Source organism: Loigolactobacillus backii (genome assembly GCF_003946275.1).
Classification (GTDB): domain Bacteria; phylum Bacillota; class Bacilli; order Lactobacillales; family Lactobacillaceae; genus Loigolactobacillus; species Loigolactobacillus backii.
Window position 1 is genome coordinate 67727 of sequence record NZ_RHNQ01000003.1, and the last position, 18490, is coordinate 86216.

Consider the following 18490-nt stretch of genomic DNA (forward strand, 5'->3'; position numbering starts at 1 on the left):
ATTATTTTTAACTAAAAATAGCCATTATTTTAGAACAAACCACTATAATCAATCGAAACGTCTAACTGTGATGAGTAGCCTGGTAAATAACCAGTATCACTAAACTGCCAAGCAGCGTAGTTAGAATTCCAATCTGAATTGGACATTGGTGAATATGGATATTGCGCCATCCAAGTCTTCTTAGCACCCACAGTGTTTACCACAGCATCGCGGTAAGCGTAAGAAACGAAGGTGTAGACAGAATGAGACTTATAACCATAATTGCTTAATGTATTCCAGAAGGCGCTCAGGTTAGTGCCAACGCCACTATTAGCCGTTGACGTATCCTCAATGTCCGCAATCACTAAAGTACTCTTAGAAAGTCCCAGCGAATTCAGCTTATTTGCCATGTAAGTTGCTTCAGCGACAGCAGAATTGGAGCTGCTAAATTTGGCGTAATCATAAACGGCAACCTTTAAACCAGCATTCTGCGCCATTTTAATCTGTGATGCAGCGTAGGGATTGGTATAATCCGTGCCTTCTGTTACCTTAACAATCACTGTTTTAACACCCAGGGACTTCATTGTGTTGTAGTTAGCCTGCGTTAAATTGTATTGGTAAGATGAAATATCAATCGCAGAAACTTTTGGCCGCATTGGATCACCAATGGTAAAGGCATCAACTCCACCAGAAGTTGATTGTGGTGTCACTGACGTCAACAAATAAGTCGTTGGATTGAAATAATACTTTGAACCGCCGTAAGTATAGTTACCGGAAACAATCCGCCCGTTGCTGCCAAAGAGGTACCAATCGCCCCACTGTGATTCTAGATAGGCATTGTCTTCCCGTAAATAAGTTGATGGGTTAAAGTAATAGTACGAGCCAGCCCACTTTTGAACCTTAGTTTGGATTTGACCGTTCTTACCAAAGAGGTACCAATCGCCCCACTGAGATCTAACGTAGTTGTTGTTAACCCTTAAGTAGGTATGGGCGTCAAAATCATAGTAAGTACCAGCCCACTTCTGCACGCCAGTTTTGATCTGACCGTTTTTACCAAAGAGATACCAATCACCCCAACGTGATTGTAGATAATTATTATCAACCCGTAAGTATGTAGTATGGTCAAAATAGTAATAGGTATTAGCCCACTTTTGAACATCAGATTGACGAACACCATTACTGAATAAGTACCAATGCGAGCCATCATAGTCGTAGCCAGTTGCTTTGACACCATTCTTGTAATAAACTTGCGCTCCGTTTTCCGTTACCCAGCCATTTTTCACTGCTGCTTTTGCTTCAGCCGCTGAACGTGTCAAAACTTGTGGCGTACCAGTTTTGGCATACGCTGCTTCAGCACTAGCCTTAGCGGCGGCAACTGTTGCAGCATCTGCATCACCAAGTTCGGTTACTGTAGCACCATCGCTGGCAGCAGAACTGTTAGCTGATGATGCAGCAGAACTAGCCACTGAGCCAGCACTAGTGGCCGTCGAAGCGTCACTACTGGAAACAGTGTTTGCGGCCGAACTAGCCGTTGCATCATCACTAGTAGCGCTAGAAGAAGTACCTGCTTCCGTGGAAGTTGCGGCATCACTAGTCGCACTAGAAACTGTGGCGCTGGCTGCGGAACTAGTTGTGGCAGTCGTTGTTGCGGCTGAACTAGCCGTTGATGTGGCTACTGAACTAGTGGCAGTATTGGTTGGTGCTGCTGTGCTGGCAGTTGATGCGGCCGCCGCCGAACTGTTTGAACTTGTTGTAGTCGTCGCACTGGAAGCAGCGACCGTACTAGTAGCGGCAGAACTGACCGTTGTTGCAGCTACTGTTGCGCTGCTAGCCGCGGAACTAGTGGTAGTGTCGGCTGCTGCACTAGATGCCGTTGAATCAGCCGCGGCAGTACTAGTAGCAGTTAGATTAGTCGTCGCCGTTGCGCTAGTCGCGGACGCCGTTGCTTCAGTAGCATTTGTAGCTTGTGGCGTAGTCGTTGCAGCGGCTACGTGGGTGACACCAAAACTTAAACCAATTGCGGCAGTTGTAATCCCTGCGACCAGCCAGTGTTTACCTGCTTTGTAAAGTTTATAGTGTAATTTCTTTTCTTCTTTATACACGACTGATTCCTCCAAAATTGTTAATCAAACATCATAGTTACTTTTACCAAGTAGTTTTACTATACCACGCCAGGGCCGCTTTTTTTTCATTTTGGCCAACTTGTAAACCAATTGTTAAATAACTAGGTTGGTTTTCTTTATTTTTAGGGGGAGTGATTGACAGTTTTGGCCGAAAACTGTAAATTTATTAGGATTGGAGTGAAAATAGTCATGCAAAAACACTACCAGCAACTTTTAAATCTATTTCAACAATATAAAAATGTTTTGGCCTACCTCATTTTTGGTGGCCTAACAACTTTGATTAACATTGGCGTTTTTGGTGTTCTCAATACAAAAACATCCCTAAATTACCAAATTGCCAACGTTATTGCTTGGTTTCTTTCTGTTTTATTTGCTTACGTTACCAATAAGCTCTGGGTCTTCGCCTCCAAAACTCACGGCCTTAAACAACTGCTGCAGGAAATGGGCTCCTTTTTCTTCTTTCGCGTCCTCTCTTTGCTAATGGACATGGCCATCATGTGGGTCGGTATTTCGTTACTCCACGCGAACCCCCTACTCACAAAAATCGTTGACAACGTCATTGTGGTGATTGCTAATTATTTCTTTAGCAAGTGGTATATTTTTAAATCTGCAAAATAATGCGCGTTTCTAAAAAATTAATTTCTTAAGCACAAAAAGGATCTGGCCGAGAGGGTAATTAACGCTTCTCAACCGGATCTTTTTGCTTTTGCGCTGTTAAAACTTATTTTGAAACTAATTTCACTAACGTTTAATTGACTAAATTGGTTTCAAGTCCCGAACAGGTAAGTGAAGAAATCTAAAGTAGGTTTAAAAATTGATCAGAAAAGGCTTGTAAAAATAAACCACAAACACGGCCTACCCTTCTAAATAACTCAGCTTACATAATGGTTAAAGCACCGCCATATTCGGCCATGAAATCTTTTTCGGATTCCCAGCTCACGGCCCCGTGATCGTAGGCCATGTTTTTACCACCGGAACCAGCGGCGTCGGTTGAACTATAGTACAACGGATCATTAACCCGGAAAGCGCCCTTGGAGTAACCGGTAATTACCTTGCAATGGTTACGGTTAGTGTCACCGGCCTTTTGGTAAGATGAATAGCCGTAGAATAAGACGGCGTGTCCATCAAGAACTAAGCCCTCAAGTTGTTTTAAGGAATAATTTGAAACGTTCTTAACTTTGCTCGACCATTTTTGCGCGTAAGTCGTTAAGGCCGCGGCATTAATCACCCGGCCAAAACCAGCACCTGTGTAAACATCCCCAACTTGACCGCCAGCGACTGCGGGGGACATCGGTAAGTTATCCTGTGCATCCTTCAAATTAACGCTAATGCCTTCAGAACCTAGCAACATTGCCATTGCTGTAGCCGCACAGCCCCAAGGTGCAAAAACTGGCTTGTACTGGCTAATGTACGGTACATTTAATAACCGCGTTCCCGTGGATAAAATACCGTTTTGCATCAAGTAGTATTGCTGGCCCTTAACGGTCACCCAGCCAGTTTGCTTTAAATAAGTTGCAGGGTTGAAATAATAAGTGTAGCCCGACCATTTATGGAAGCCAGTCTGGGCACTACCATCCTTGCCAAAGAGGTACCAATCGCCCCACTGTGACTGCAAATAGGCGTTTGAGCGCTTCAAATAAGTCTTCGCGTCAAAATAATAATAGCGATTGGCCCATTTTTGAACGCCAGTTAGAGCCGTACCTGTTTTACCAAACAAGTACCATGACCCCCAGCGTGATTGCAAATAGTTACTCGTTCGTTTCAAATAAGTCGTGTGATCAAAGTAGTAATAGTATCCTGCCCAACGCTGAACGTCGGTTTGAATTTTGCCGTCCTTACCAAAGAGGTACCAGTCACCCCAACGTGATTGCAGATAGTTATTCGTCGCCTTTAAGTAAGTTTTGTGATCAAAATAGTAGTAAGTACCGGCCCACTTCTGAACATCAGTTTGAATCTTGCCGTCCTTACCAAATAGGTACCACGAACCCCAACGCGATTGCAAATAAGCGTTAGTTTCTTTTGTAAAATTAGTGTGGTTAAAATAATAATAAGTATTGCCGACTTTTTGAACGTCGCCTTGGCGCAGACCGTCCTTAAAGTAATAATCAGTGACCTTGCCATTTGTATCAGTGGCCTGTAAATAGCCATTAGCCTTGGTGTTATTGACATAATAGACACTTTGGCCGGCCTCATTCACCCAGCCATTTTTGGTGGCGGCAGAGCTAGCGGCAGAACTATTCCCTGAGCTGGCCGCCGAACTATCTTTAGCGCCAGCACTACTAGCCTCACTAGCAGTTGAAGCTGCAGCGGATGAATTGGCCGCTGATTGGTCACTAGACGCCGCAGATGAGTTGGTTGCGGTCGCGGATTGACCTGCAGAACTAGCCACAGATGAATTGGAAGTTGTAGCCGAACTAGCATTTGAAGTTGCAGTAGACGGCTGATCTGCGGTCGAGGTTGCTGTAGCAGATGATTGATCGGTCGTTGTTGCTACCGAACTAGCCGCACTGCTCACCGCAGTTGAAGCTGGTGTTGGTGTTGCTGCGGATTCGGCCTTTACAACTGCACTGGTTGCCGTAGTTGGTGCCGCGGATTGCTTGGCCGTTGTGGCATCCTTGGTTGCAACTTGTGTCGTTACGTCCGTTGACCCAGTTGTAGCGGCATTGGCTGTCGTTGAAACACCAGTACCCAGTCCCAATGCAAAAATAGTGATTCCCGCAACTAGCCAGCGTTTGCCAGCCTTATACATCTTAAAATGAACTGCCTTATTTGTCATTCCCATGTGAAATCCCCCTAAATTATCCAAAGACCTTTTTTGCTCCTAAAAAAGCTCATTACCGGACACGTAATTAATGGCCCCGACCTATTTTAACCAGTCAACAAATAGATAATAGCCACGCTTGTTGTTGCTACTACGCCTACTGTACTAGCATCTCCAGACCGAAAATTCACCCATTTGAAAAATATTTTCTTCTAAATTTGCTCAAGTAACTTTGCTGCCATTCAGATCGGCCAACAGTTTAAAGAAAACGCTTAACTTATCTAAAATTAATTTTACTATAACTTCAAACTAAATAGAAGCCTATTTTGATATTTAATTTAAATATTGTTTCGACCTGCACAATCGACCTAAAAACGGTGTCGAGAATCGCACTTTAGGCAGTATTTAAAAGAGCTAATTAAAGGAAAAGCGCCGGCAAAACTAGTTTACAAACCTAATCTGGCCATTGCGGCGTAGCGGTTAGTGTTACTTTAATTCGTCAAGCTTAACTGATATCTGCTACAAACTGCATCGGCCAAAGTATACCTACCGACAGCACTTTTACGCCAGTCCTTTTAAACTAAAAAAGTTCCGCTAAACGTTATCCTTTAAACTAAACCCCTAAAGTTGGATTTTCTCCAACGCAACGGATTCAGTTCATTCCAGCGTTTAACGAAACTTTTTTAATTATGCAGGGCCTACACGCCTGCTATTTTTTGGTAGGTTCAGAAAAATAGTTTTTAAACAACTCTGCGAACGATACCATCGGCCAGTGAAGCCCAGAATTTTTCAGTAATATCCGAAACGCCGACCCCACCAGTTGGTGAATTTGGTGAGTCGTGCAAGAATAAATTATTGCCCAGGTAAACGGCAACGTGATCTTCGGTTACACCGTCAGCGTCAAAGAAGAAAATATCCCCCCGACGCATATTGGACCAGCTAACTGCCTGGCCTAAAGCAGCCTCTGACCAAGTAACGGCCGTTTTATAATCGCCAAGATTTACTCCAGCAGTGGCGTAAACGTAATGAATAAAGGATGAACAGTCAAAAGATTTCGCCGCGATCGAAGCTGCTGTTCGGCCACCGCCCCAATCATATGGTGAACGGCCAACTAACGCCATCCCACTTTCAATTGCCTTTTCAATCTTGCTGTTAGTAGTTCGCAAAACACCACTGGCATCCAGGTGGTAACTAGTATTACCTGACTTAACCGTTGTATTTGTTTCCTTCAAGAAAGTCTTGCTATTGAAATAATAAGTTCGGTTGGCCCAATTAACAAAACCAGTTCGGATTTGTCCGTTTTGGCCAAACATGTACCAATCGCCCCAACTAGCCTTTAAGTAGTTGCTAGTTTTCTTTAAGTAAGTTTTATGGTCAAAGAAATAATAGCTGTTGGCCCATTTTTGAACGTCAGTCTGGATTTGACCGTTCTTACCAAATAAGTACCAATCGCCCCAGCGCGACTTTATGTAGTTATTGTCTGAGCGTAAATAAGTTTTGTGGTCAAAGAAGTAGTACGTGCCCGCCCATTTTTGGACGTCGGTTAAGATTGCACCGGTATTACCAAAGAGGTACCAATCGCCCCACTGTGACTTTTCATAGCCATTCTTAACCATTGAATAGTTATTCTGGTTAAAGTAATAGTAGGTATTGTTCATTTTCTGAACACCCCACTGTTGAACACCATTCTTAAAGAAGTAAGCATTCTTACCAGTGTTAACGTAACCATTGGCCTTTTGTTTGTTCTGGTAGTAAACTGCGGTGCCGTTATTATCTAGCCAACCATTAGTTGGAATCGCCGCTGAAGATGCGGCTGATGAACTAGCAGCCGCCGAATTGGTGACTTGACTAGCAGAACTAGCACTACTCGTGGCCGGTTTTGTCTGTGTTTGGTCAGCACTAGACGCTGCTGCAGCGCCCGATGTAACCGTGGTACCAGCTGAGCTAGCCTGTCTGTTAGCCGGCGCGGCACTTGATGCGGTATTAGCCGGTGCGGCACTTGATGCGGTATTAGCCGGTGCGGCACTTGATGCGGTATTTGACGCTGTTACTGCACTTGATGCCGAAGTTGTGCCCGCCGAACTAGCAGTGGCTGAACTGGCAGGTGTAAGCGCACTAGAGCCTTGGCTTGCGGCGGAACTGACTGGTGCCTGACTTGCGGCACTATTTATTTCTGTAGCGGCCGAGCTTGGTTGGCCCACTGCACTACTGGCCGCCGACGTTTGAGCCGTAGTCGCACTACTTGGTGTCTGATTAGCCGAACTAGCTACTTTTGATGCAGCAACCGAATCAACTGCCGTGCTTGGACTAATTACAGTAGTTGCGGCGGCGTTGGCAGCGGTTGGTACGCCGATACCAACTGCTAAACCAACAACAAAAATACCGGCGACTAACCATTTTTTGCCGGCCTTATACATTTTAAAACGTTTTTTAGTTTCCATTAAAAATTCCTCCAAAGTGACAATAATAATAAAATATGCCTAAAAAAATATTTTGGCTCTGTGTTATTTTTATTTATTTTCCACAAAAATAATCTAAAAAGCATACTTAACCCCTATTTTTTTATTTTACACTTTAAATAATAAGTTTTAAACATTTTTTAATAAATAACCTAAAAAAGTTATGGCAACATTAATTCTTGCCATAACTTTTTCGGACTATTTATCCCTGATTAATTTTTTTAATTAGCACCTTAGTTAACTTAAAAGAACAGCTTCCGTTGCTTAAAAAATGCTTTGGAAGAGTGCTCCATTTTCGATACTGGACCTGCTTTCCAAACTAATCAGTCTACAACAAAGCCCCAGAATTACTAAAATGGTAAGTCTTGCCGTTGATAACGTGGGTTCCCGTCAACTTAATGTGCGTTTTCGGATCGAAATAGTAGGTCTGCCCCTGCCATTTGGCCCAGCCAGCAACAATGGCACCACTGTTACTAAATAAGTACCAGTTGCCGCCAGATTCCAGGTAAGCGTTAGTTCGTTTCAAATGAGTGACTGGATCAAAATAGTAGTACGTGCCACCCCATTTTTGCATGCCTGACTGAATCTTGCCGTTGCTGCCGAACAAATACCAATCACCCCACTGTGACTGCAGGTAGGCGTTAGTGCGCTTCACGTAAGTAGTTGGGTCAAAGTAATAGTACGTGCCGCCCCATTTTTGGACGCCAGTTTGGATTTGGCCATTCTTACCAAAGAGGTACCAATCGCCCCACTGTGATTGTAGATAGGCGTTAGTGCGTTTCAAATAAGTGGTTGGGTCAAAATAGTAATACGTGCCGCCCCATTTCTGGACGCCAGTTTGAATGGCCCCATCGCGACCAAAGAGGTACCAATCACCCCACTGGGACTGAACATAGTCATTTCTAATCAAGCGGTAGGTCCCTTTTTCAAAGGCGTAGTAAGTACCGTCAAGCTTTTGGACGCCGGTTAAAATTCGTCCATCGTTACCAAAACCATACCAATCACCCCACTGGGACTGTAAAATCTCGTTGGTACGTTTCAAATGCGTGACGTTATCAAAGTAATAATAACTGCCGGCCCATTTTTGAACACCGCTAACGGCCGCACCGTTATTGGCATTCCCAAATAACATCCAGCCAACTGGCGTGTCCAAATAAGCGTTGCGCACATTTTGCATCGTCTTCGAATCTAAGTAGTAGGCGTTGCCGTTAAGCGTGTAGTAGCCAGTTGTGCTGACGCCATCGCTGTTAAAGTAGTATGACTTATCACCAATGTTCATGAACGTATTCTTAGCGGCAGTTGTTTGAAAATAGTAAGTTGCGCCATTAATGGTTTTAAGTCCCGTAATTGCCTTGCCGTCCGCGCCAAAATAGTAAAGACCATTGGAATCCTCGCCTAAAGTATTAATTAGGCGGGCACCAGTGACTGGATCCAAATCATAAATACCATCATCGGTGTAAAGGACGCCGTTATGTTCTTTATTGCCATTATCAGCGTAATAATACCAATTACCAGTGCCATAGGTGCTATTATCTTGAACCCAGCCCTTATTTAACTTAGGAACATAAGTTGATTGATGTAAGCTCATGGAATTAGGTGAACTGGCCGTCATGAAACTAGCAATGCGAGCAGCAATTGCATTATAAGTTGTTTGCGTTGGATGTACGCCGTCCCCTAAAGTTGTTTCGTAATTACCCTCATTGACAATCTCATGATCAGTCAGTTTGGTTCGCCAATCTAGATACGGAATGCCAAAGCTTTGGTAAACGGCCGCTTCGGCGTTTATCAAATCATTTTCAGAAAAGCCGTTAGCGCCAACTGCGTCGGTGCTTGGCAATTTAAAGGCGGCCTCGGGTAAGATGCCGTAAATTTTAATGTCTGGTCGGGCCGCTAATAATTTATTTAATTGCGTAACCATAATTTGCTGAATAGTGGCCAGTGATTCAGTCCCATAATTTAAATCATTAATGCCATAAGCAATACTAATTAGATCAACGTTGGCCAAATTAGCAGCACTTAATAACTTAGTCATCTCTTGCGGGAAGTCTTTATAAGTAGTGCCGGCCATAGTTGCCCCACCGGCCACGTAAGTTGTTCCATTAACCGATTTAAGCCCTAAAAGAGTAGCCAATTGCTTAGGGTATGGATTGCTGACCGTCGTTTGACCGTTGTAACCCTGGGTTATTGAGTCGCCCATTGTCATCAAGTTATCGTTACTGAAATCATTTAAATTCTTTTTCGGAGTTGACGCTGCTGGCGTATTTGCAGTAGCAGCGGGCGCAAAGGTATTATTGGGTGCTGATGCACTGATCACCGTCTGCTTGCTACTATTGTTGACCGTTGCACTGTCAGCGGCGCTGGGTTTAATCTGGTTGGCACTAGTTTGCGCCTGACTATTACTCGAACTAACACTGCTGGCCGTCTGACTTGTACTTTGGCCGCCACTACTACTTGGTGTCTGGTTGCTATTCGAGCTAGTGCTACCAGTTTGTGCCTGACTACTACTTGAGCTAGCGTTACTAGTTTGCGCTTGACTGCCGCTTCCACTGGTAATGCTGCTCGCCGCTGAACTGGCCGCCTCAGGTACAGCTGCTACCGAACCGGCACTACTAGCCGTAGAAGTAGTGGAACTAGCTGCTTTAGTCTGACTAGTTGCCGCCGGACTGGCCGATTGACCTGCAGACGTTGTTGTCTGGGCCGCTGCTACTGGTGCACTAGTCAACCCAATCCCAAGTAAACTGCTACCTAAAACAATGCCAGCAGTAATCCACATTTTACCAGCCTTATACATTTTAAAATGCGTTTTTGTATCATTTATTTGTTTATTTCTCAACCCAATTGCCTCCAAAATTTTTACACGAACTTGTTACAAACTAGCAGGCAAGTAAAAAGAGCCTTGCAAAACCGTCTTCTCAAACCGATTAATGCTAGTCAGGTTTGAAAAATTCTATTGAAAGAATTTTCCCACACCGTCAGTATGCCATAATTTTTCCAATAAAAAAGTAGAATTAAATAAATCTTAAACTAAAATATGGAACAAAAGATCGAATTCTCATCTAGTCACAATCAATAAATGGTTTGCGGAAACCCATTTGGCAATTGTTGCCTGATGCAGAAATCGTCCCTTGTTCCACACTTTACTTAGCTCTAGAGTACCTTTAAAAATGATTCAAATCTTAACTCTTAGGTCGTTTTAAAATAATTTTGTCGCAAAATATTGACAGCAAATAATTTAAAGCTTCACTCATTATTTTTCAATTGAATCGTTTGAAGCGTACCTAAACAGAGTAGAAATCCGAATGCTTTTTAACTCACTCATTGAAATTACAAAATTCGGCGAGCAAATTGTGGCATCCAGTAAGACATTGGTTGCATCTTAACTGTTTCGGATGGTTGTGGTGCCATAATAACGTTACCGTTACCGACGTAAACTGCAACGTGGTATGAGCTACCGTACGAACCCCAGAATAATAAATCACCTAATTGTAAGTTATCTAAGCTAACAAATTCGCCCATGTCTTCCTGTTGGTAAGTTGTCCGTGGCAAGCTAATGCCCGCTTGTTTGTACGCATATTGAACCAAGCCTGAACAATCAAAAGCATTGGGACCAGCTGCGCCTAAAACGTAAGGCTTGCCTAATTGTTGCTTCGTTGCATTAACAACGGCTTGTTGCACCGCACTGACAGAACTAACCGCGCCAGTTGAATCAGCGTAATAAGTTTGGCTATTAAATGTAAATTGACCAGTTTTCATTACACCATTGGCACCGAAAACGTACTGTTTGCCACCAATTGTGACCAGTGCGTTGGTGCGCTTCAGGTAAGTGGCTGGATCAAAGTAGTAGTAGTTGCCGGACCAGTTAACTAAACCAGATTCAGCGGCACCATTATTACCAAACATATACCAAGCGCCCCACTGTGATTTTAAGTAGGCATTGGAACGTTTTAAGTAAGTTTTAGCATCGAAATAATAGTAACTACCAGCCCATTTTTGGACACCAGTTTGGATTTGGCCATTCTTACCAAATAAATACCAGTCACCCCACTGTGATTTTACGTAATTATTATCAACCCGCAAGTAGGTTTTGGCATCAAAATCGTAGTAACTACCAGCCCACTTTTGAACGCCGGTTTCGATTTGGCCATTCTTACCAAATAAATACCAGTCACCCCACTGTGATTTTACGTAGTTATTATCAACCCGCAAGTATGATTTAGTATCAAATGCGTAGTATGTACCAGCCCACTTTTGAACACCAGATTGACGAACGCCGGCATTATTAAATAAATACCAGTTATTGCCCGCTTTAGCGTAGCCAGTCAAGGTCTTACCATTTTGATAATAAGTATTGCCTTGCCAACCATTTTTAACAGTTGTCTTGGCCGTTGCTTTAGCGACTGGTGCAGAGGTTGCGTCAGTTCGCGTGATTGTAATTGGTTGACCAGCTTTTACGGCAGCAGCCTTAGCGGCAGCAACCGTTGCATCATCAACGTTACCAAGATTAACGACCTTGGCAGGTTCAGCGGTTGTGTTAGCAGCACTACTTGCCTGATCGATTGTCGCTGAACTGGCTGTTGCGGTGCTATCGGCGGCTACTGAACTAGCCGCACTCGTTTCGTTAGTTGCTGTTGAGCTGGCAGTAACCGCACTGGTTGCAGTCGCTGTGCTGGCTTGGTCTGCCGTAGCAGAACTAGTCGGCGCAGTACTAGTAGCCGCACTAGTTACTTGCTTATTTTCAGCGGCCGAGCCAGCAACGGTTGAACTTGCTGAGCTGGCAGCGACTGAAGGTGTTGTCACTACTGTAGAAGCCGCGGAACTAGCAATTACTGGTGCTGCTGAGCTAACAGTTGGTGTTGTAACCGTTGCTGCCGCCGCAGAAGTAGTGGCTGCTGAAGTTGCCGTTGGTGTTGCTTTTGTGACGGCACTTGCTGCAGCTGCACTACTAGCCGGCGTCGTTGTTGCTGGCGCAGCTGAAACGGTTGCGCTGGAAGATGTTGCTGTTTGCAAAGACTGATCGGCTGCACTAGACGTTGTTGGCGTCTGAACGGCTGTTTGTTCCACGGTACCAGTTGTGGCCGCGTGAACAGTTGTCTGACTGCTAAACGCAATTCCTAAACCAAGTGAAAGGGTCGTAATACCAGCAACCACCCAAGCTTTTCCAGATTTATACATTTTGAAGTGTGTTTGCATATTTTCGTGACTCTTACTTTTCAAGTTAATGCCTCCAGATTTTCTTACTCTTTTTCAGCCGAATTAGGCTGGGTCTTAAATAATTCATTGATTAAGGTATTTCTACCAAACTAGCGAAAATGTGTCTAACAGGCACTGGCACTTGATTTCGCTAACCCTTTTAGTCCAGACCTGCTAAATAACCAGCGGCCTGCTTCCCATTTATGGTTGGCTGATTAATTGTCGGTTAGTAACAACTCCGCAAATAACCCCTTATGTTGCCTAGTTATTTATCACTGCTAAATTCCCAATGTGTTAAATATATCATGCTTTTCCTTGACTTCAGGCGATTTAACAAGACTGTTAAGAAACTGTAATCTAAATTATGTAAGTTTTTACTAAATATTGGTTTCCGGGGAACCTCTTTGGTCCCACACAAAAAAACATTTAAATTGTCAAAAGCGGCCTTCAAGGCTGATTTAACAAAAAACAGCCCAAAAATAAAGGAGTCGCTTCATTAGCGGCTTCTTTTGGTAACTAATACTTTTTTATTAAATTCGAATTATTACGGAATTAGGCGCCGAATTAGCGGAATTCGCTTTAATAATAGTGTAATGACCACACTAACTAGGTAAACGGCGACTGGCAACAGAAACATGTGGGTATAAGAACTGGCCGGCAATTTCCAATATTGTTCCACACTATAAATCAAGAATTCATGAATGCAGTAAACCCCAAGGCTCGCCGAAGCCAGATTTCGCAAAAGTGGTTGTAGCCAAGGTCGCGGTTGCCAGTTAGCCAACCAATTCTCCAAGGACACCCAAATACTGAGGCTGTAGAAGAAGGCAAAAATACTAAAGATTGTGTACACATTGCGCACCATATAGTGGCGCTGAAGTGACAGGCCAAACGCCAGTCCCAACATGATTAATAAGGATAGGCCACCTAACAATTGAATTTGGTGGCGCCACTGCTTAGTTAACGGAAATTCCTGCACGTACCAACCAACTAGAAAATAACCAATTGACTGGGTTGCCACCATTGGAATGGAACTGAAAATGATCGATTGTGGCCTTGGAATTAAGGTTAGGCCGTAACTACCAATTAAAACTACCACGATATAAAGGCCGAGAAAGTACTGAATAATTCGTTTATTGGCCCGTTGGGTTAATTGGGATAAAATCGGTGCCGCCAGGTAAAAGCCCATAATTGTGTAAAAAAACCAGAAAATTGGCTGGAATTTATTGTAGGTAAAGCCGTCAAACAAGCTTTGCCAAGTGGCCTGCTGCCAACCCTGGTGAATATCGTAGGCGAACCAAGCTAGGCTCCAAAAAATAAACGGCAGCAACACCTTGCTGATTCTTTTTTTTGCGAAAACGGTGGTTGAATAACGCTCCCGGTAATTTAAAATATTTGCTCCTGAAAGCATCAAAAATAACGGTACCGCAAAAATAAAGCCAACCTGCAAAACAAGACTAATCCCCCAGCGATTGCCGGGATGATAAGTGAAGGCGTACTCTGAGCTGTGCAAAAAAACAACGGCTAACATCCCGATAATATTCAGTAGATCCATAAAATAGATGTGCTTTTTAGCCAATATCACTCTCTCCTTGTTTACCATTTGTGTCGTTTACGATCTAGCACAAACCCCATTTAAGCGGCCGACCGGGAAAGATTGGCCCAACCGCGTCCTGCTAGAACGAAAAATAGCGGTAACGCCTGAATCAAGTAACGCGAACGGCCACCTTCAAATAATAGTAGGTAAATCAATAACCCTAAAATCGCCAATTGCAAACAAATCGTTTTGTTGTCGTGAAAGGCCAGCGACCCCAACAAACCAAATAAAACGATTAGCCAGACTAGTTGGGCCCAAAAATGGTAATTGCCATTATTTTTACCAGACGGGTAGTAAAGCGCCTTAAAGTAGCCGTGTGGTTGCTGTGTTGCTTCAATGAAGTGGCCTTCCTTACCCCAACCAAAAGTACCGTCGGCGGTATTATTTAAATTTTTTGCCCATAAAAAACGCCGGTAGCCATTAAAGCCGTAATTGCGTAACCGCTGCTTAATTATTTTAATATTATAGGCTTTGCGGGCGGCCACGGTTGGTTGAGCCTGACTATTCCGAAAATCGGTTAAGTTATAACCGCCCTCACCAGTTAGCCCCATCATCACAAAGTGCGTTGGTGGCATTTCCTGTTGCTTGTTTAATTCAATCGGCGATAAATGCTTCACCGCCACATTAAACAGTAACAACGTCCCACTGAAAACAATCAAGCTCAGTAGAAATTTGTGGCCCAGCGGCAGCATTTTCTGGCGCTTTTTTGGATCAAACAAATTAAGTAGCCCGACAATCAGCAAGGCGATCATAATGATCAGTGTAGTCGGCTTTAACTTATAGCCAACAAATAGTAGTAGACCCAATAAAATCGGACTGAAATATTGGTTAACTAGGTCACCAGCCGCTAATATGCTGGCCAAACAAAGCAATATCCCACTTACAATCGGTAATACTACTGTATCACTATAAAAAACGATTAGCCATGGGGTTAGCCCAATTCCCACCACGGATAACCAAAAAGTTGTTCGTGCGGCCTGATCACCCCAGTTTAGTTTTTTAACAACCAAATAATTCAAACCAATACTGAGGTCAACTAAAATTAAATTAACAAAATCCAAGGTTAATAAGAAACTGCCAAAATGACAAAATTTAGCGATCGTATGCAACCCTTTGGCAACAAAAAAGAGAAATAAATTGTTCGGGTAGGTTGAATAATAGTTTTGCAACTCTGGTGTTACGACCCGCAACTGTGCCGACTGCCGAATGGCCGCTGAATCAAAGCCAGTGGGCGCCGCCAAATTGAGCACAAGGCAGATTTGAAAAATAACCCCCAAGCCTAAAAGAACCCCGCTCACTAAGCGGCGGTGGTTAATTAACTGCTGCCGCAAGTAGTAACCAACTGTTTTAGAATTTTCTCTTTGAAAGACTAGTGCCAGCACTAATAGCGCACACACAATGGCCCAACGCCACTTGCTGGCCGCCGTTTGGCCAATCAGGTTAGGATTTACCAGTGCCCCAACCAAGATAATGAAAAAGTAAATCGCACTAATCGTTGTAATAACGTGCGTGAAAAAATTTTTGACCCCTAACATGGTACCCCTCTTTTGTTCAATTATTTCTTTAGTGACTTGGTGTAATCATCCTTTTCAATCGTGTAGCGGGGACGGCGTTTGACTTCGGTAAAAATCTTACCAACGTACTCACCAATGACGCTTAAACAAACCAGTTGCACGCCACCTAACACCCAAATTGAGATCATCAACGACGCCCAACCAGAGATGACGTTGCCCCGCAGTTTTTGGACCATTGTGTAAATAAATAACGCAATACCAATAATGACAATTAAAATTCCCAAATTCATAATCAGCCGGATCGGAACCGTGGAAAACGACGTCACACCGTCCATAGCAAACGAAAGCATTTTGCGTAGCGGGTACTTGGATTTCCCGGCAAAACGGGGTTTCCGTTTATAGAAGACCTTGGTTGCTGGAAAGCCGACTAACGGCACCATGCCGCGCAAGAATAAATTCCGTTCTTTAAAGGCCAGTAAAGCCGTGGTTGCCCGCTGGCTTAACAGCCGAAAATCGGCTGAATCTGGCACTAATTTAACGCCTAGATGGCCCATAATCCAGTAGAACGCCAACGCCGTATCACGTTTGAAGACACTGTCAGTTTGGCGATCATTGCGCACGCCGTAGACAACATCAAAGCCCTTGTGCGCGGCGGCGACCATTTCCGGAATCGCGTTAACATCATCTTGTAAATCGGCGTCAATCGTGACGATTAAATCGCTATCCGCTACGGCCTTGGTCATCCCGGCCAAAAGCGCATCCTGGTGACCAAAGTTACGGCTGAACTTTAGGCCCGCCACGTAAGGGTATGCCTGCTCAAATTGCTGAATCAAGGCCCAGGTTTTATCCCGACTGCCATCATCAACGAATAATAATTGACTATTGGCGGCAACTTGCTTGGCAGTCATTAACTGACTGAGAATGCCACCTAATGCCTTAACTGTTGCGGGTAAAACTTCTTCCTCGTTGTAGCAAGGTACCACGATCGTCAATTTCTTTTCCTGCATCATTTTTCATTCCATTTCTATTGGGTTAAGTTGGTTGATTTAACACAATTTAGTGAATCAATCTGGCTTGTAGTTGATTACTAAATTCATTTACACCAATTCAACTTGCACTATTTTATTCCTTGTAATTTAGATTATTTTTTCTCCTTAATGATATAAATAGGTCGTTTCTTAGTTTCCAAATAAATATTTCCAATATATCTTCCCACGATACCTAAACATAAAAGTTGTAATCCACCAATCATCAAAACAATCGAAACTAGTGATGCCCATCCAGCAACACTTCCGCCAACGATTAATTGCCGAATAACAATAAAGATAAGTGCAATTGCTGCAATAACAAATGAAAATAATCCAATAAAAGAAGCAATCGACAATGGTGCATCCGAAAAATCAACTATGCCTTCAATTGAATAGCGAAATAATTTCCAAAAAGACCAGGAAGTATTTCCTGCAGAACGATCCCTGTTTTCATACTCAAGGTACTTAGTATCAAACCCGACCCAACTAAATATGCCCTTTGAAAAGCGATTGTATTCGGACATTTCTAAAATAGCGTTCACAACTTGTCTGGTCATCAATCGATAATCACGAACACCATTCAATATCTCAGTGCTTGATATTTTATTAATCACTTTATAAAATAAATCGGAAAAAAATGAACGAATTTTTGGTTCACCCTGTCTATTTTTCCTTCGCGTACCAACAATATCATAGCCTTCATCTTCAATACCGGCCAACATTTCTGGTAACTGATCCGGTGGGTCTTGCAAATCAACGTCCATTACAGCAACATAATCACCCTTAACGGCCTTTAAACCAGCATACAAAGCCGCTTCTTTACCAAAATTACGTGAAAATGAAATATAGTGGACCTGGTTTGGATCTTTGTTTTGTAGTTTTTGTAACTCAATCAATGTATCATCTTTAGAACCATCATTGATAAACCAATATTCAAGTTTATAGCCACGCAACTGTGGCTTGATTTTTTCTAAAGTGGGATAAAATAGTGGAATTGTTTCTTGTTCATTAAAACAAGGAACAATCAAAGAAATTTTTTTCAATGTATCATGCGCTCCCTTTTTCATAAAAATAGGATCTACAAATTTGATTATTCACTCCGTCATAAAAAAGTTATCAAAGCTTAAAAAATTAATATTGTTATGTGGAAACCTAACACCATGATGATAGTGTGACACATTAAATTCAGGAAAAAGTTTATTGCCGGACTATTTAATTCTTAGTTCCAGATTGATATGTATTACAATATCAATTTAATTATTTTTCGCCACACTCTTCATTCATCTACCATTATATCTAATATATCTAATTTTAAAATGATGAAACATGTTATCATAACTAAGGTCGGTTTTAATCTCAGTATTATTATCTACTATTTTTTAAATTATTCTATGAATGGAAGCCATGTATTATGTCAAAGTATTACAGAATCACAAAATTAAAACCATTTTTCATTATTGCAATTTTTTCATTACTTATGCTTTTACCACAAATTTATCAACATTCTGTGATTATAGGTGGGGATGCCATATTTCACATGAATCGATTTTATGATGCTGCCATGCAAATTAAAACTGGCCATTATAATTATTTCTTATCTAATTTTGGATTCCAGCAATCAGCCAGAATTGTTAATGCCCTATATAGTCCTGTAATTGCGTACATTGCCGGACTGATTTTATTAATAGCTAATAGCTGGCTCAAGTTTGAACTAATCACATCATTTTTTATTTTTATAATCAGTGGTTTAAGTATGTATTTACTTGAAACTGTCAAATCTTTTGTGTAAATAGATCTTTCTCATAGATTGATTTTTTATTCTTTATTTAATCAAAGTAAGAT

11 protein-coding genes are annotated in these 18490 nt (G+C 42.5%); 2 read left to right on the forward strand and 9 right to left on the reverse strand.

Annotation, left to right across the window (positions count from 1 at the left end; genetic code table 11):
• Positions 1-29: 29 nt before the first annotated feature.
• Positions 30-2081: a GH25 family lysozyme gene (locus EKM61_RS01370; protein ID WP_068223239.1), complete on the reverse strand. Its 2052-nt coding sequence runs from the start codon at positions 2079-2081 to the stop codon at positions 30-32.
• 210 nt (positions 2082-2291) lie between these two features.
• Between EKM61_RS01370 and EKM61_RS01375 the strand changes: the two genes are divergently transcribed.
• The gene (locus EKM61_RS01375; protein WP_068223236.1) at positions 2292-2720 is read left to right on the forward strand and encodes a GtrA family protein; all 429 of its coding nucleotides are present in this window, start codon (positions 2292-2294) and stop codon (positions 2718-2720) included.
• A gap of 259 nt (positions 2721-2979) precedes the next feature.
• Here EKM61_RS01375 and EKM61_RS01380 read toward each other — a convergent pair whose 3' ends face one another.
• The 8 genes from EKM61_RS01380 to EKM61_RS01415 form a co-directional block, all read right to left on the reverse strand.
• Entirely contained in the window at positions 2980-4884 is a 1905-nt protein-coding gene (locus tag EKM61_RS01380) for a C39 family peptidase (RefSeq protein ID WP_068223233.1), read from the reverse strand.
• A 719-nt stretch (positions 4885-5603) separates the two neighbouring features.
• Positions 5604-7304 carry an NlpC/P60 family protein gene (locus tag EKM61_RS01385; RefSeq protein ID WP_068377008.1) on the reverse strand — a complete coding sequence of 567 codons (1701 nt, stop codon included), beginning with the start codon at positions 7302-7304 and terminating at the stop codon, positions 5604-5606.
• A gap of 346 nt (positions 7305-7650) precedes the next feature.
• A complete protein-coding gene (locus EKM61_RS01390) occupies positions 7651-10155 on the reverse strand; it encodes a GDSL-type esterase/lipase family protein (protein ID WP_068223226.1) in 2505 nt (834 codons plus the stop codon).
• Positions 10156-10646: 491 nt separating this feature from the next.
• Complete coding sequence (locus tag EKM61_RS01395) at positions 10647-12536, reverse strand: NlpC/P60 family protein (RefSeq protein WP_082918483.1); 1890 nt, start codon at positions 12534-12536, stop codon at positions 10647-10649.
• Between the two features lie 520 nt (positions 12537-13056).
• Positions 13057-14088: an acyltransferase gene (locus EKM61_RS01400; RefSeq protein ID WP_158234210.1), complete on the reverse strand. Its 1032-nt coding sequence runs from the start codon at positions 14086-14088 to the stop codon at positions 13057-13059.
• Between the two features lie 56 nt (positions 14089-14144).
• On the reverse strand, positions 14145-15641 hold the full coding sequence (locus EKM61_RS01405) for a glycosyltransferase family protein (protein WP_068223220.1): 1497 nt from the start codon (positions 15639-15641) through the stop codon (positions 14145-14147).
• Positions 15642-15661: 20 nt separating this feature from the next.
• Complete coding sequence (locus EKM61_RS01410) at positions 15662-16627, reverse strand: glycosyltransferase family 2 protein (protein ID WP_404802792.1); 966 nt, start codon at positions 16625-16627, stop codon at positions 15662-15664.
• Positions 16628-16761: 134 nt separating this feature from the next.
• Complete coding sequence (locus tag EKM61_RS01415; RefSeq protein ID WP_404802955.1) at positions 16762-17691, reverse strand: glycosyltransferase family 2 protein; 930 nt, start codon at positions 17689-17691, stop codon at positions 16762-16764.
• A 368-nt stretch (positions 17692-18059) separates the two neighbouring features.
• Here EKM61_RS01415 and EKM61_RS01420 point away from each other — a divergent pair, with 368 nt between their 5' ends.
• Positions 18060-18437, forward strand: coding sequence for a hypothetical protein (locus EKM61_RS01420; protein WP_068377011.1), 378 nt, complete (start codon positions 18060-18062; stop codon positions 18435-18437).
• The last annotated feature ends 53 nt before the right edge of the window (positions 18438-18490 follow it).

Coding starts and splice junctions, on each gene's coding strand:
- EKM61_RS01420 (WP_068377011.1), top strand. CDS start 18,060: ATGTCAAAGTATTACAGAATCACAAAATTAAAACCATTTTTCATTATT.
- EKM61_RS01385 (WP_068377008.1), bottom strand. CDS start 7,304: ATGGAAACTAAAAAACGTTTTAAAATGTATAAGGCCGGCAAAAAATGG.
- EKM61_RS01410 (WP_404802792.1), bottom strand. CDS start 16,627: ATGCAGGAAAAGAAATTGACGATCGTGGTACCTTGCTACAACGAGGAA.
- EKM61_RS01405 (WP_068223220.1), bottom strand. CDS start 15,641: ATGTTAGGGGTCAAAAATTTTTTCACGCACGTTATTACAACGATTAGT.
- EKM61_RS01380 (WP_068223233.1), bottom strand. CDS start 4,884: ATGGGAATGACAAATAAGGCAGTTCATTTTAAGATGTATAAGGCTGGC.
- EKM61_RS01375 (WP_068223236.1), top strand. CDS start 2,292: ATGCAAAAACACTACCAGCAACTTTTAAATCTATTTCAACAATATAAA.